This is a genomic window from Nonomuraea sp. NPDC049480 (assembly GCF_044465905.1).
GTDB lineage: Bacteria > Actinomycetota > Actinomycetes > Streptosporangiales > Streptosporangiaceae > Nonomuraea.
In genome coordinates this window covers 223,111-238,604 of sequence record NZ_JBITMD010000014.1, presented here as the reverse complement: position 1 = coordinate 238,604, position 15,494 = coordinate 223,111, and the positions used below count along the sequence as shown (strand labels likewise).

Annotated in this window: 10 protein-coding genes; 2 read left to right on the top strand and 8 right to left on the bottom strand. The window is 67.5% G+C overall.

All coding sequences use genetic code 11. The features are described 5' to 3' along the window. Nucleotides 1–178: 178 nt before the first annotated feature. From ACIBX3_RS35160 to ACIBX3_RS35135, 6 genes are all read right to left on the bottom strand, one after another. Complete coding sequence (locus ACIBX3_RS35160) at nt 179–874, bottom strand: DUF3027 domain-containing protein (RefSeq protein ID WP_397124698.1); 696 nt, start codon at nt 872–874, stop codon at nt 179–181. Then, entirely contained in the window at nt 871–7,545 is a 6,675-nt protein-coding gene (locus ACIBX3_RS35155) for a DUF5615 family PIN-like protein (RefSeq protein WP_397124696.1), read from the bottom strand. The genes ACIBX3_RS35160 and ACIBX3_RS35155 overlap by 4 nt, the downstream gene beginning before the upstream one ends. Nucleotides 7,546–8,453: 908 nt before the next feature. Further along, nucleotides 8,454–9,293, bottom strand: coding sequence for a prephenate dehydratase (locus tag ACIBX3_RS35150; RefSeq protein WP_397124694.1), 840 nt, complete (start codon nt 9,291–9,293; stop codon nt 8,454–8,456). Nucleotides 9,294–9,619: 326 nt separating this feature from the next. Next, a complete protein-coding gene (locus tag ACIBX3_RS35145) occupies nt 9,620–10,552 on the bottom strand; it encodes a zinc-binding dehydrogenase (RefSeq protein ID WP_397124692.1) in 933 nt (310 codons plus the stop codon). Next, nucleotides 10,553–11,152, bottom strand: a complete 600-nt coding sequence (locus ACIBX3_RS35140; RefSeq protein ID WP_397124690.1) for a hypothetical protein — start codon at nt 11,150–11,152, stop codon at nt 10,553–10,555. It lies immediately after the preceding gene. A gap of 496 nt (nt 11,153–11,648) precedes the next feature. Next, nucleotides 11,649–12,260 carry a TetR/AcrR family transcriptional regulator gene (locus ACIBX3_RS35135; protein ID WP_397124786.1) on the bottom strand — a complete coding sequence of 204 codons (612 nt, stop codon included), beginning with the start codon at nt 12,258–12,260 and terminating at the stop codon, nt 11,649–11,651. Nucleotides 12,261–12,387: 127 nt separating this feature from the next. Here ACIBX3_RS35135 and ACIBX3_RS35130 point away from each other — a divergent pair, with 127 nt between their 5' ends. Both ACIBX3_RS35130 and ACIBX3_RS35125 read left to right on the top strand, forming a co-directional pair. Beyond that, on the top strand, nt 12,388–13,317 hold the full coding sequence (locus ACIBX3_RS35130; RefSeq protein ID WP_397124688.1) for an alpha/beta hydrolase family protein: 930 nt from the start codon (nt 12,388–12,390) through the stop codon (nt 13,315–13,317). A 78-nt stretch (nt 13,318–13,395) separates the two neighbouring features. Continuing rightward, entirely contained in the window at nt 13,396–14,256 is an 861-nt protein-coding gene (locus tag ACIBX3_RS35125; protein ID WP_397124686.1) for an LLM class flavin-dependent oxidoreductase, read from the top strand. Here ACIBX3_RS35125 and ACIBX3_RS35120 read toward each other — a convergent pair. Both ACIBX3_RS35120 and ACIBX3_RS35115 read right to left on the bottom strand, forming a co-directional pair. Further along, nucleotides 14,248–14,511 (bottom strand): SDR family oxidoreductase, encoded by a 264-nt coding sequence (locus ACIBX3_RS35120; protein ID WP_397124784.1) that lies wholly within the window; start codon nt 14,509–14,511, stop codon nt 14,248–14,250. The two genes, ACIBX3_RS35125 and ACIBX3_RS35120, sit on opposite strands and share 9 nt — an antisense overlap. Nucleotides 14,512–14,536: 25 nt before the next feature. After that, on the bottom strand, nt 14,537–15,487 hold the full coding sequence (locus tag ACIBX3_RS35115; protein ID WP_397124684.1) for an NADP-dependent oxidoreductase: 951 nt from the start codon (nt 15,485–15,487) through the stop codon (nt 14,537–14,539). Nucleotides 15,488–15,494: the final 7 nt, after the last annotated feature.

The following is a 15,494-nucleotide window of genomic DNA, read 5'->3' as shown; positions in this document are numbered from 1 at the left end:
AGGGCCGGCGACACCTCGCCGCCGCAGCCGGGAATCCTGCGGATGGCGCACGTTCTCGGGCACGCATGGCTGCGAAGGCGGACTTCGGCCAGGGCCGCATCGCGACCGTGGAAGCTCCTGGGCGCCGTACCCGGGGTTACGGCAGAAGATCGCGGCAGTTGCCGCCCTGCTGGGAAGATCATGGACCGCCCATCGCCTGTCTGCGCTCGGCGGCCATCCGCCTGATGCGCTTTGTGCGCCCCGCTTGGGCAAGGATGTCCAGCATCGCGAGGTCCGAACTCGTCGCCGCCAGCCGTTGTTGCATCCAGTCCGACCAATCGTCGGGCACACCCCTCGGTCCGCCCGCCAAGAAGTCGAGATCTCTTGCTCGTGACTCAGCATGCTCCCGGTCCTGCCCCGGCGGCACGAGCTCGATCCACTCCTGCCGCTCACTCGCGCCTACCGCCTCCAGCGCACGCAAAACCACGGCCAGCGCCATCTCCCGGTCAGGCTCCGCAGCGAGGGCATCGCGAAGCAACACCAGGCCGCGCTCGTCCATACCGTCCAGAGCGTGCAGGTACAGCCTCCACCGCCGATGAGCCTCGTGATCCTCCGGCGTGGACCAGGCTCCCGCCTCCTGAAACGCCTCACACCCGTCATGCTCGAAACGGACCCGGCCGTCGAAGGGTGAAGCCGGGTTCGCGCACGCGCCGTAGTCTCTGCCCAGTTCCCCGGACAGCGGCAACCAGAACCGGCAACTGCCGCACTGCTCGTAGTACCACTCCTCCCGATAATCGGGATCCTCGGTACGCCGATGCCGCTCCGCGATCCACCGCCGGTGGATCGCGGAAAGCTCGGATACGTTCGGGCCGGCGTGGCCGGGAATGCCTGTCATTTGCCGGTAATGATCCTCAGGATCGCCGCGAAACTATTAATCTTCGAGTTTATCTGGATCGCGTTCCGTCCAAAACCGCCATCCATTTGCCGTCCGCGATCCCGAGTCACCACCTTCGCCCCGAGTTGCTCGGCGAGCCGAGCGAGTTCTGGGTCCTTCGCGCCCTTGAGGCCCATCTCCTGGACACTCCGGGCGTCGAATCCCTGCTTCCGCAGGAAGGCGGCCAAACCGGGTGAGAGGTTCTCGTCGACGAGCAGTCGCTCGCCCACCCCGCTGAACCCGGCCTTTTTCGCCAGGGCCCGCTTCATCGCCGCCGCGAGGTCGCACGACGGGTTGTTGTTGTGAACCAGGACGTCGGTGCTCGCCGCCGCCACGTGGTAGGTGTGCGGGCCCGCGACGGTGAGGTTGTAGACGTCCTGCTTGGCGCTGGTCCACTTGGCGACCGCCGCGACCTGGACGTGCGTACCGGCTCCGGTCTTGAGCCACATGCCCGGCGACAGCCGGGTGGCGCCCACCCATGCCTTCAGATCCTCCACCCAGAACGGGTGTTCGGCGGTCGCGATCACCACTCCTGAGCCGTCCTCGGTCCGGACCGAGATCCGCACAAGGTTCTTGGCGCCCTCACCGGTGATACGGGCCAGCACGGGCTGGGCCGACCGTTCACCCGTTTCCGGATCGGTCGCAAGGACATGATCGCCCACGTCGATGTCTTCGATCGGCTTGGTGCTTCCGTCAGCCATCACGACCAAGGTCCCGGGAACGAAGCTGTTGCAGTCGCCTAATTCCTTGGTCGCCGCTTCCCTGACTCGCTCGGCGATCTTGAGCTTGTCCTTCGCGGCGAGCCAGTTCTTGAAGGCGCTGATGGCGTCGCCGGCATGCTTCCAGACGCGTTTGCCTAGTTCGTAAGCCTTCTTCCACTTCCAGGGCAGGGCGTACTTCACCGCGAGCTTGCCCGCGAGGCCGCCTGCCAGCGAGCCGAGAATGTTGAGTGCGGTCTCTCCGCAGGCTCCCAGGTCTCCGGTGGTGAAGCACTTGATTCCGGCGGTGATGCCCAATTCGTCGGCCGCGATCTTCGCGATGGCCAGGACGGCGTCGATGAGCGCCTTGAGCTGCCGTTGCACTTCGGCCTGGGCGGCGCGCAGGGCGGCGTCGGCCTCCTGCTTGCGCTTGACCTTGCATGCGACGCTCTTGGGCTTGGCACACGCGTCAGCGGAGCCCGCGTCGTCGATCACTTTCAACCCCGTGGGGTCGGAGGCACCCACGGGATTGTTGCCGGCGTAAGAGTAGGGATTGGTCCATTGCGGTTTGGTCAAGTCCAGGAGCGGGTCCGTGGACACGAACTTGGCGATCGCGGGGTCGTAGTAGCGGGCTGACAGGTAATTCAGGCCGGTGGCCGAGTCCTCGACCTTGCCGAGGAACCCCCTGTCGGTAAAGGGCAGATCATCGCTTCCGCGTCGCTGACCGTAGGGAAGGTAGCGCTCGCGGGAGACTTGACCTGTGCTGTCGTCCACGGCGAGTTGAGTGGACCCGTGCATGCCCGAGGCCAGCCACTGGATGCCAGCCGAGGTCCGCATCGCGACCACGGCGCCATCGGGACCGGAGTAGTAGCGGGTGGCCTTGGCGATGCCACTGGTCGCCCGTACCTCCATGCCGCCGAGGTAGAGGGTGGAGGAACCGTCGGGGTCGCGGCGAATGAGCCGCTCGCCTTCGGCGTCGTAGACCATCGACGTCTCGGCGCCGTTGACGACGGCCTTGTCCATCTGCCCCAGGGCGTTCCAGGAGAACGTGGACTGCTTGCCGTTGACCGTGCGGGCGACGAGCTGACCGGCGGCATCGTAGCCGTAGGTGTCGGTACGGCCGGGGCGGGTGATGGAGGTGACGGCATTGGGCCGGGTCGCGGAGGCGCTTGGCGCCGGGTAGCCGTAGGTAGAGGTGACGCCGTTGTCGGTGATGGTCTGGAGGTTGCCGACCGCGTCGTAGGTGAATGACTGGTTGTACGGGTCGATGCCCTGGCCGTCACTGGCCGTGCACGTGGCGCTGGCGGTGGTGAAGGCAGTGGTCAACCGGTCGAGGCCGTCGTATCCGAAGCACTCATACTGACCGGCCGGTGTGTCCTGGATGCGGGTGAGCTGGCCGCCCTTGTTGTAGGTGAAGGTGTCGTCCTGAGCGATCTGCGAGCCGGAGGTCGTAGTGAGACGGCTGAGCCAGCCAGTGCCTTCGTCCCAGGTGTAGGTGCGCTTGACCTGGGAGTTGGCACCGTAGGAGCGCTCGTTGAGCCGGGCGGTGGCCGAGAAGACCGTGTCCTTGACGTAGGTGGTGCCACCGCCGTAGTCGGAGGTAAGGTCCTTGACCAGCCCGAGGTCGGTATAACCGAAAGTGAGCGTCTCGGATGCCAGATCGCCCTTGCCGGGCATGCCCTGACGGATCAGGTTGCCGGCCGCGTCGTAGCTTGCGGTGAACTCGTACTCGCCCGCCAGCGCCCCCTCGGCGGCCGGAATGCTCAACTTGGTGCTGGTCGCTCGGTAGGAGTTGTCGTACGAGGTGATGGCATCGACATAGGCGCTGGAGCCGACGTAGCGAATGGCGGCCGTGGGATGCCCCTTGGCAACGGAGTCATAAGTCCATTCAGCGAGTTTGGTTCCCGTCTGCGGCTCACCTGCCCATTGGCTGACGCGCCTGCCCAGATCGTCGTGGACAGTGGAGACCTTGCCGCCGTTGCCGTCAATGGTCCAGGCCGGCCGGCCTGCGGCGTCGTAGCCGTACGAGGACGACCCGGCGTCGGGGTCGGTGGCCGCCGTGCGGCGGCTGAGCCAGTCGTAAGTGAACGTGCGGACATTGCCGTTCGCGTCGGTGATCTTGGAGAGGCCGCCGGCCGCGTTGTAGGTGTAGGTGGTGTCGTGGTGGGTGGTGCCGTCCTTCCACTCCTCAGTCTTGATGGTGCGGTCGAAGACGTCGGAGACAGTGACGGTCTTACCGCCCACCGGAGGAACGACCTCGATGCGGTCTAAGCCGGGGTAGGCGGTCGTCGTGCGGCGAAACTCGGTGGCCAGGTGGTAGTCGATGACCGCAGTCGGGCGCTCCATGCTGTCGTAGACGGTCTTGGTCCACGACGGGAGCGCGGTCAATGACGGGTTCAGCAAGCCGCTGCCGGGGGCTCCGGTGTTGTGCACCGGTTGGGAGGACGCAGTCTCGAGGCCGCGAGCGTCGTAGGTGGTCATTTGGACCACGCGGCCACCGGCCGGCGATTCAGTCTGGGTTTCGCGCGGCCGGCCGAAGCCGTCCTCATAGCTGTAGGTGGACAGGTACGTCGTGCCGCGCAGCAGTTTGCGCAGCGTGGTCTTGGCCGGGGCGTTGGGCTGGCCAAGGTTGCCGTCAAAGGGAATGTCGTAGGCGACGGTCGCGGTCGGGGTGCTGCGTGGCTGACCGGGCTCCCAAAGCGCCGACGCGCGGCCGAGTGCGTCGTAGCCGACCTCAGTGGTTTTGTTGTTGGCGTCCACCAGCTTGGTGGGTAGGCCATTCCGGTGCGAGGACGTGGTGGTCACGGTGTGGCCGAGCGGGTTGGTGACCGTGACTCCCTGGTACGGCCATCCCACCGCGGGCTGGTAGGTGGTGGTGGTGACCTTGCCCATGGCGTCGGTGGCAGTCAGCGGGCGGCCGTATTCGTCGAAGGTGCCCTTGGTGACCGAGATCGACGTCGCACTGGCGTAGGAACGCGTCTCGGTGACGTTGCCGTCCGACGGGGTGTTGGTGGCCGGGTCGGTGCCACCGTCATACAAGGTGATGGACTTGCCGATCAGCGTGCCGCTGGTGCAGCTGTCGCCGGAGCGCTTCTCGGCCACTGAGGGCAGGCTGGTGATGCCGTTGGCCGGGTTGCGGGCGTACGTGATGCTGGTGCAGGTGTTGTCGGTGGTGACGGACGTATCGCCGTAGTCGTTGACCGTGGTCGGCTGGCCGTCACCGTTGTAGACGGTGCGCTGGTCGCTCCAGCGCCAGGTGCCGCCGGTGACCAGTTCGCGGGTGCGTTCGCGGGTGCGGTGCACGAAGGCCGGGTCCAGGACGCCAGGGCCGGTGCCGGTGGCGGCGACCTGGTACTCATACCGGGTGGATTCGGCCTCGGTGTAGGCGCGCGGGTCGGTGGCGGTCAGCTTCCAGGTCTGCTCCTGCAGCAGCTGGCCTTGCAGGGCGCGGGAGTCGGTGGCGGTGGTGCCCTCGAAGGTGGTGATGGTGGCACCGTCGATGCCGCGGTAGAAGGTGTCGGAGGTGACGGTGTAGCCGTTCGGGTCGCTGCCGGAGCCTCGGGTGGTGCGGACGGTGCCATAGCCGCGCCAGTCGCTGCCGGCCGGGGCGAGGTCGGGCTGGGCGAAGGCGACCGGGTTGGTCCAGCGCGGGCCGCCCAGGTAGTCGTAGCTGGTGACCATGTCGGGCGAGCCGCCGACCAGGTCACGCTCGACCACCTTCATCGCCAGCTGCTTGAAGAAGCGGCCCCAGCTTTCCTGGCCGGTCTCCTCGTTGTAGTCGTAGTCGACCCGGTAGCAGTCGCCGGTGGCGTCGGGTAAGTAGTTGGTGCCGTCGCGGCCCTTGCCGCCGCCGCACGGGTCGGCCTGGCCGTAGGTGACCTCGATCCGGCCGCCCATCCCGTTGCCGATCCCGGCCACGCGGGGCACCATGCGCCAGGACAGGAAGTCGGTCCAGTCCGACCAGTTGTCGTAGTCCATCCGGCCCGCGACCATCGTCGCGTCGAAGCTGACCGGCGGCAGCTTCTGCGAGGTCGTGCCGGCCAGGCCGGTCTGCTGCACGCTGTCCAGCCACAACACCGGGTCGTAGGCGGGGCCGAAGTCGGTGCGGGTGTAGATCCATCGGTAGCGGAAGTCGGTGCGGGTGTCCGGCTCCCACGCGCCGCTGGTGGGGTTCTTGGACTCGGTGAGGATCGAGTCGAGCTTGCGGGTGGAGTAGAACGCGATCGCGTTGTTGGTAGCGCAGGTCGGGCCACAGGTCAGGTCCGACGGCACGTCCAGGCCGCCGCGATCGGAGGTGGTGAACGTCATCCGCGAGGTCGGCGTGCTGCCACTTACTTGGGTGTTGTGGCCGTAACTGATCTGCTTGAGGAAGCCGCCCCGGTCGTACGGCAGCGGCACGTAGACCTCGTAGTTGCAGCCCGGCATGCAGAAGTAGTTGGTCTCGCGTTCGTAGGTGTAGTCGATGACGTTCTCGTTGGCGTCGATCGACTGGTCCAGGTTCCACCGCCACACGCCGGTGCAGGTGGGCGGGATGTCGTTGTTCCAGTAGCGGCCCGAGCAGGGCTCGCCCGACTGGTTGCCGATGTAGGGCAGCTGCCACTGGGCGTCCTTGGTGTAGCCGAAGCGGTGCACCTGGCCGTCGCTGGAGGTGACCTTCCAGTACTCCAGGCCGTCCGCGCCGCCGGTCAGCTGCTCGATCTTCCAGCCGAAGTCCGGCACCGTCTTCCACGCCCCGGACGTGCGGTCCTTGACGATCGACGCCGACCGGCCGGCCAGATTCAGCACCAGCTCCGACTGCGTGTAGTCCTTGGCGACGTCGTTCGCCCGCTCGTCCGGTGACTCCCAGCACACCGCCGGGCCGTACGGGCCGTTCTCGTCGGCATACCAGATGAGGTTGGCTTCCTCGTCATACTCGTTCCGCGCCGTACAGCGGCTGTACTTACGCTCGATGAACCCCGCCGACAGGCTCCAGCCCACACCCACCACACCGGACTGGTTGTTGGTCCAGTGGCCCTCGCCGTCCACCGACGAGGCGTCGTACTGCAGCGACAGGTTCGGCCCGTTGCCCACCGGCGACGCCGCCTCCGGCAGCGGGTAGTCGTAGGAGAAGCCCCCGCCCGAGGTGCCCGCCTGCCAGGTGCCGGACGGTTTGAGGTCGGTGGCGCCGAAGTTGCCGTCCGGGCCCGTCATTCCTGCCGCCAGCATGTACACCGACCCCGAGGTGAACGCCTGCGCCGCGCGGGCGTCGGCCGCTTTGGTGTCCTTGCCGGTCTGGCTCTTCGGGAGCGTCAGCGGGGCCGCCTTGCCGGAGGCCGGGTCGGTGTCGAGGTCGGCGGTCAGCGTGCCGGTCTTGACGTCGTTGTACGCCTTCACCTGCTGCGGACGCACCACACAATCGCGTGGGCGGGGCGTGGTCAGTGCGCACGCCGGGACTCGGAGCACCTGCAGGCGGGTGGCGAAGTTGCCGCCGTAGGCGTCGCGGAAGCCCGCGTAGGAGAACTCCGCCCGCACCTTGCCGGCGCTTTCACCGGTCAGCCGGGCCGCGATGCCCACCCCGCCGAGCTTGCGTACGGTGTCGGCGGGCAGCGTCTCCACCTTCACCTTGCCGACGTCCGCGGCGCCCTTGAGCTCGGAGAGCATCACCGGCAGCGCACCCGCCGCGACCGCTTTCTCGCCCGGATCCACCTCCGCTTTCCCCGGCTTCGGCCATACCGGCTCCTTGCGGTCGACCTCCGGCTGGGACTCCTCCGCCCCCTTGGCCACCTGTGCTTTCGCCACCGGGCGGCCGTCCACCGACGTCTCCGGGTCCGGCGCCCCCACCGACGCCGCCGCGGGGACGACGAGGTTGTCCGGCACCCCCAATCCGGAGATCACCACCGCCATCGCCACCGCGATGACCAGCATCGTCGTGCGTAACCGCCGCCAGATCCGCATGTCGCCACCTCTTCAAGGCACGCTGACGCAGACCCTGGAGAAAGGGCCGAGCCGCGCCATAAGGACTTGATAAAGACGATCGCCTGGATCTTGATCGACAGTCACCATGCAGTCAATACCTACATACCGTCCACGAGTATTACGGAATGTCACTTTCGCAATTCACAGCGAGGCGAACTCCACGTCAATCGACCCACACAAACGGCTGCGCCATACCCAGCATCACCCATGTGACTTACATCACATCAGAGACCTTTGGCCAAATGTAGAAAATATGTAGAGGTAGCGCAATATCGGCCACACCGCCCACCCAACACACGAGAGGCACGCCATCCCACCGGTGGCCCGCGCCGGCATACCGCACCCCCGTCGTGCAACATCACTGCAGCCCAGGAGCCGGACGAGGATCCGCACCGAGTGGCCCGGGACACTCGCATCTGAAGAGCTGGAGCACCTTGTGAGAGACGCGTCACGAAATCGTTTTGACCAAGCCGAACAGCAGCCAGGCGATCGGTGACAGGAGGTTGTGGTCGAGGAACCGATAAACGTCAAGGGGCAGCTACATATAACCCATCAATAGATAAAGGACTCCGTACGACTCGAGCTCTCCTGACGCGGGGTGCCGCAGGTTCGAATCCTGCCGGGGGCACCGATCACGAACAGCAGAAGTAGGCCCCTGATGAGGCGAAACCGGGGACACGGCATCCGCCGCGACCTGGACGCCGTGACTCCGCGCGGAGACACCGTCCTCACACGATCCGGCCCCCGCACAGGATCCGGCGGTCGGCGCCGTACGCGACCGGATCCCGCAACGGGCGTGGCGCCTCCGGATGCGGCCCGATCCTGCAGAGCCCAGTCCGCCGGAGAGACGGTGGTTCAGGAAGGCGCCCTGGCGCCCGTCTCGAGACTCAGTCGGCGCGGAACGGGTCGGCCGGGTAGACCCCGAGGATCTTCACGTCCGTGGTGAAGAACGCCAACTCCTCCAGCGCGTTCTTCAGGCCGGGATCCTCGGGGTGTCCGTCGACCTCGGCGAGGAACTGGGTGGCCGCGAAGTGGCCGCCGACCATGTAGCTCTCCAGCTTGGTCATGTTGATGCCGTTGGTCGCGAACCCGCCGAGCGCCTTGTAAAGCGCGGCCGGCAGGTTGCGGACGTTGAAGACGAACGAGGTGACCACCGGGCCCTCGCCGCGCGGTGCCTGCACGAAGTCCGGGCTGAGCACCACGAACCGGGTGGTGTTGTGCTCCTCGTCCTCGACGTCGCGGGCGAGGATGTGCAGGCCGTAGATCTCCGCCGCGAGCGGCGGCGCAATCGCCGCCTGGGTCGGGTCGTCCGCCTCGGCCACCTCGCGCGCAGCGCCGGCGGTGTCACCGGCGATCACCGGCACCAGGTCGTGCTCGCGGATGATCCGGCGGCACTGGCCGAGGGCATGCACGTGGCTGTACACGGCCTTGATCGTGTCCAGGGTCGCACCCGGCGGCGCCATCAGGTTGAACTGGATGCGCAGGAAGTGCTCGCCGATGATGTACAGGTCCGAGGTCGGCAGGAAGTGGTGGATGTCGGCGACCCGGCCGGCGATCGAGTTGTCGATCGGGATCATCGCCAGCTCGGCCTCCCCGTTCTCCACCACCGCGAACACGTCCTCGAAGGACGCGCACGGCACCGTATGCCAGTCGGGGTAGTGGTGCTTGCACACCAAGTGCGAGTTCGAGCCGGGCTCGCCCTGGTAGGCGATACGTCGTGCGGTCACCCCAGCAGTTTCCCATGCAACCGGGCGCGGCTGCCCGGCGACGGCCCGTTCGCCCGGAGTCGCTGGCCGCCCGCCTCGAGAGCCGGCCCGGCACCGCCCTCGATCCCTGAGTCGCACCGCTAGTCGAGAACCTACGCCAGGGGGTCCCCGTGGTCTCGGGCACTCAGCGTGTCCAGCGGACGGCTACGACTCCGCGACGATGAGCGACAACATCGCCGCACTGTGACCTATCTCGGGTACGACACCTACAGCGTGGTCGTAGAGGACCGGGATGCCATGTTCGGCCACCAGCTCGCCGCCCGGCACCGCATTGGCACGGCCTGAGATCAGGGCTCGATGACCACCTTGATCGCACCGGCTGCGCGGTCAGCCGCGACACGAAACGCTTCCCGAGCCTCCCCGAGTGAGAACCGATGCGTGATGAGCGTCTGCGCGATTTCGGGTTTCTTGGCCAACATGGAGGCGACCTCCTCGACTTCGCGGACCCCCTTGTTCCTGCCGTAGGCGATGCTGTTGATGTAGGTCAGTTCCTTGACCAAGCTCACAGTCCCGGGGATCGGCATCGTCGGCCTGTATACGCCCAGTGAGATGATCCGGCCTCCTGGTCGTGCTGCTTCCGCGGATCGCGCCAGGCTCGACTCGCTGCCGGCCGCATCGATCACCAAGTCGTAGGTCCCGCTCGGCCGGCCGAATCCCAGCCGCTCGGCCGCGGTCAGCTGATGACTGTGCCGGGTGTCCACATCGACGTCCAACCCTTGGTACCGGGCCCCTGCGGCTGTCAGGAGCCCGATCGACCCCCCACCGACCACGAGAATGCGCTCTCCTGGTCGCGCCTGCGCGCGGCGCACCGCGTGCCAGGCGACGGCGCCGGGTTCGACCAAGCATGCGTCCTTGACGTCCAGTTGCGGGGGCAGAGCCAGCAACGTGTATTCCGGCACCACCACGGCTTCGGCCAGGCCACCGTCGCGGTAAATCCCGAGGTTTCCGTGGCCGGCTTCAGTGCACCGCTGCGGGTTACCGGCGCGGCATTCCGCGCATTCCCCACCGTAGATGGTCGGTTCGACGAAATAGCGGTTACCGGTTTCGTCGACTCCGGCGAACTCGTGTCCATAGATGAATCCGGTCACGCCGGCACCAGCGAACATGACATCGGTGCCGCAGATTCCCGCAGCGGCCACCGAGAGCCGGACCCCTGCTCCACCAGGTTCATCGACCTCGACAGTGCGGATGCCGTCGTCGGTGTTGATCGCAGCGCGCATTCATTCTCCGTCCGCTTCGAGCTCTGCCAGCTCGCCGATGTTTCCACCCCCGCGGGGCCCACGCCCCGGCAAATCGGCGCCCCGGCCCAGCCGGTGCCGCACGAAGTTTGGATGAGCATCACCGACATCGATGCTGTTCTCATCAAGAGCGTTGGCGATGTGGAAACGGCCTGCATCGAAGACGAACTCCACGGCGATAGTGCCGCCCGCAACGTCATGACGCGACGATGGATGCCACTCGAGCAGAGCGACCTCGCGGATTTCCTGGCCGACGAACGGCTCCAGCCGTTCGTCGGCGCTGGACCACGCCGGGGTGAGTTCGTCATACTCCTCCCATCCGCTGATCGCAGCCGTCGTGTCGATGGTGTTCCAGCCGATCGACAGCTCGTCGAACTTCCAGTGGCTCACCTCTACCTGGACGCCGTCGAAGTCCAGGACGACGGGGCACTCGGCGTACCATTCCCTGTCCTCGACGAAACGCACAAGCGCGAACCCCGTCAGCCGCCGGCCACCAAGCTCTGCCAGGCTTGGTCCATGTTCCTCGCGGACGGCTTCAAGTCCGACGAGAAAGGTCGGCTCGAAGCCGGAGATCCCCTTCACGATTGCTGATTGTCCAGGTCTCTCACCGAGCTGGCCAGCCGATATCCATCGCGCATCGTGGACCTCCGCTTGACAGATCAGATTCCACATGAAGACGAAGCTGATTAAGAGGACTATGTATGGCCGCGCCGGATTCCCACTGCTCAGACAGATGATCCTGCTCTCCTGACACACACCGTCACCACCGGATTCGTGCCAGAGCCGAAAACCGTACAGTCCCACTCCTTGGCTGGAAGGGGGTGGCTCGGACTCTGTGAGTTGCACCGTCACTCCGGCCACGCCCGTGTACGCCGGTGAGGATGACACCCGTATCGATTCCTCCGGCCACCAGGCCATTGGGGACGTCGCGAGGGTGGTCCTTACCGGGAGGCTCCTTACACAGCGACGACTGTGAAAGCCGTCCGCGCGCAGCTGAACGCCGAATTTCGTTCCCCTGCACCGCCCGGGCCGACGTTCCCTCATCGCTTACGACCACCGATCTCTTGGAACAGGCCGATCAGTGGAGGCGCAGTCCGGCGAGGAGGAGTTCGACCATGCGACGGGCGTCGTACCGGGGGTCCTTGTCCGCGCCGATGCAGAGGTTGCCGACGCCACGCATCAGTTCGAGGGCCTGGATGTCGGGCCGGATCTGGCCTGCCCTGGTGGCGGCGTCCAGCAGCTCGGCGCAGACGGGCACGAGGCGATCGATGAAATAGGCGTGCAGAGTCGCGAAGGTGGCGTCGTCGGACTGCAGCGCCTCGGCGAGACCATGCTTAGTAACCAGGAAATCGACGAAGAGGTCGATCCACCGCGCCAGGGCGGTGTGCGGTGAGTCGCTGTTCGCCAGCAGGGCCGGGCCCGCCTCGGCGCATGCCTCGACCTGGTGCCGGTAGACCGCGACGATGAGATCGGCCCGCGTCGGGAAGTGGCGGTAGATCGTGCCGATGCCGACGCCGGCCTTGGCCGCGATGTCACGCACGGGCGCCTCGACGCCGGAGGCGATGAAAGCCGCAGCGGCCGCCTCCAGCAGGGTCTTCTCGTTGCGACGGGCGTCGGCCCGCTTCCGGGGGGCTGACGATTTCGATCCGTTGCCGATGTCAGCCACTGCTCCGTTGCCTCCGTCACTCATCTTGCCAACCGGAACACGGATCCGTATGGTTGCGGAACACGGATCCGCTTTGCCCATGATGCCAGGACAGGCGTTCCGTGACCATGCCCACACATCGCCACTCACGTTATTTCAAGGAGAAACACCCATGCGCCGCCCCGATGAAGTCGTCAGCACGCCGGTTCCCGTCATCTCGGTACGCCCGGTGACGCTGCCGGCCCCTGGCCGCGGCGAGGACCTGCTGGTACGGGTGTCAGCCCCGGCGACCGGAGACGAGCTGCCCGTCATCGTCTTCTCGCACGGCTTCGGCGGGTCGCTGGACAGCTACGCCCCGCTGGTCGACTTCTGGGTCGCCCGCGGTTTCGTGGTCGTTCAGCCCACCCACCTCGACTCGCGGACGCTGAACGTCACGCCCGATGATCCCCGTCACCCGCAGATCTGGCGCTTCCGGGTCGAGGACCTGACGCGCATCGTCGATCAGCTGGACCTCATCGAAGCCTCCCTTGCGGGCCTCGCGGGGCGCCTCGACCGGAGCCGCATCGCCGCCGCCGGGCACTCGTGGGGCGCACAGACGGCGAGCATGCTGCTGGGCGCGCGGGTCCTCGACGCCGAGGGCGTCCCGGGCGAGGACATGTCCGACCCGCGCATCAAGGCCGGTGTGTTGCTTGCCGTGCCGGGTACGGGCGGCGCCGACCTGACGCCGTTCGCCGCCGAGCACTTCTCCTTCATGAGCCCGGACTTCGCGGAGATGACCACGTCGGCCCTGATGGTCGCGGGGGACAAGGACCAGTCCGCCCTGACCGTCCGGGGGCCGGAGTGGTTCACGGATGCGTACTTCCTGAGCCCCGGGACCAAGAACCTGCTCACCCTGTTCGGGGCGGAGCATTCGCTGGGCGGGATCTCCGGGTACGCCTCCACGGAGACCACGGACGAGAGCTCCGAACGGGTCGCCCTGATCCAGCGGCTCACGTGGGCGTACCTCCGCAGTGCGCTCTACCCCGCAGACCCGGCTTGGTCCGCGGCGAGCGCCGAACTTGCGGACAGCACCGATCCGCTGGGCCGTACCGAATCCAAGTGACGCTCCGAGAAGCACGCTGCCCCGCCCTCGACGGGGCGGTCAGCCGACCTCCGATCACCAGAAAGGACCCACCACCCCATGCCGAGCTTCGGGATCATGACCGCCCCCATGCAGGTCGACTACCGCGACATCCTGCGGGTCTGGCAGGAAGCGGACGCCGTTCCCGAGATCGAGCACGCGTGGCTGTTCGACCACCTCATGCCGATCGGCGGCAGCCCGGACGGGCCGGCCTACGAAGGCTGGACGCTGCTCTCGGCGCTCGCCGCCCAGACCCGACGGCTGCGCCTCGGCCTGCTCGTGACCAGCAACCGCTTCCGGCCGCCCGCGATGCTGGCCAAGATCGCCGCGACCGTCGACGTCGTCTCCGGCGGGCGGCTCGAATTCGGTATCGGCGCGGGCTCACGTCCCGACCACCCGCTGGCCCGGCGCGAGTACGACGCACACGGCCTGCCCTTCCACGACTTCGCCCACTCGGTGGGGAGCCTCGCCGAGGCGTGCACCGTTATCCGGCGGTTGTGGACCGAGACCGAGCCGTTCGACTTCGACGGCACCTACGTCCAGCTCACCGGCGCGTTCTGCAACCCTAAGCCGGCTCAGCGCCCCTACCCGCCGATCCTGATCGGCGGACGCTCGTCCGCGACGCTGCGCGTGGTCGCCGAGCACGCCGACCTGTGGAACATCCCCGGCGGCGACATCGACGACGTTGTCCGCCGCAGCGCACTGCTGGACCGTTACTGCGCCGAGATCGGTCGCGACCCCGCCTCGATCACCCGCTCGATCCACCTGCCGGTCTCCTATCAACAGCCCCGGATGAGCCGGGAGGCGATCACCGAGGCGGTCGCCGCCGGCTTCCAGCACATCGTCCTCGGGCTGCCGGCGCCTTACCCCACCAACGTCGCACGATGGGTCGCCGACGAACTCGTCACCGCGTCAGCCTAGGAGGCTGCCGCCGGTGGCGTCGAGGGACGCGCCGGTGATCCAGCGCGCTTGATCGGTGGCGAGGAAGACCACCACGTCGGCGACCTCCTCCGGCTCACCGAGGCGCTTGAACGCCGACAGCTGGGACATCTGCTCCCGTACCTCGGGGATCTTGAAGATCTCATTGCCATTGTCCGTGATGCCGGGGACCACGGTGTTGACCGTGATCCCCAGGGGCGAGGTGCCGCGCGAAGTGCGGTCCTTTGCGGCCTCCAGGGCGGCGGATACAAGGGCCCCGGGGTCAGGCGCAGGCGACGGCGAGCTTGCCGAGCGTCCCGGCGCCGAAGGCGGCCAACGCCTCGGGTGCTTGCTCGAGCGGGTAGGTGGCGGTGACCGGCACGCGCAGCGCGCCGGAGGCTGCCTGCTCGGCCAGGACGGCCAAGGTGTGCGGATTGGGGTCAGCCATGATCGTGTGCACGGTGACGTTGCCGCCGGGGACGGTGCCGGTGACGGCGTCGGCGGTCAGGCCGAGGGTGGAGGCGAGGCGGCCGCCCGGCCGCAGCAGGCTCGCGAGCTGGGGGCCGTCGCCCGCCAGGTGCAGCACGGCATCCACACCCTCGGGGGCGAGGGCGCAAACCTGGGCCGGCAGGTCGCCGGTGAAGTCCACGAGGTGGATCGGCGTGCCGGTCAGGCCGGTGACGAAGTCGGTCTCGGCGCCGGGGCGGGCGGTGGCGATGACGCGGGCGCCGCGGGCGGCGGCCAGCTGCACGGCCAGGGCGCCCACCCCGCCGGTGGCGCCGGAGATCAGCACCGTCTCGCCGTCGGCCGGGGCGACGGCGTTGAGGCTGTCCAGCGCCGCGGTGCCGGCCAGGCCCAGCGCGCCCGCCTCCTGAACGGACAGGCCGTCGGGGACGGGGGCCACGCCGTAGGCGGCGGACACGGCGACGTACTGAGCCAGCGAGCCGGTGCCCAGGAACGGCTTCATCACCACGCCGAAGACCGGCTGGCCGACCTCGAAACCGTCCACGCCCTCCCCGAGCGCCTCGACGGTGCCCGCGAAGTCCTTGCCGATCACCAGTGGGAAGCGGTGCTCCATCAACCCCTGCAGATAGCCGGCCGCGGTGGCGGCGTCGAAGCCGTTCAACGAGGAGACGGCCACCTTCACCAGCAGCTCACCGGCCTCGGGGTGGGGGGTGTCGACCTCGGTCACGGCCGGGGTCGTGGGGACGGAGTCCAGGGTCACTGCACGCATGTTCTGC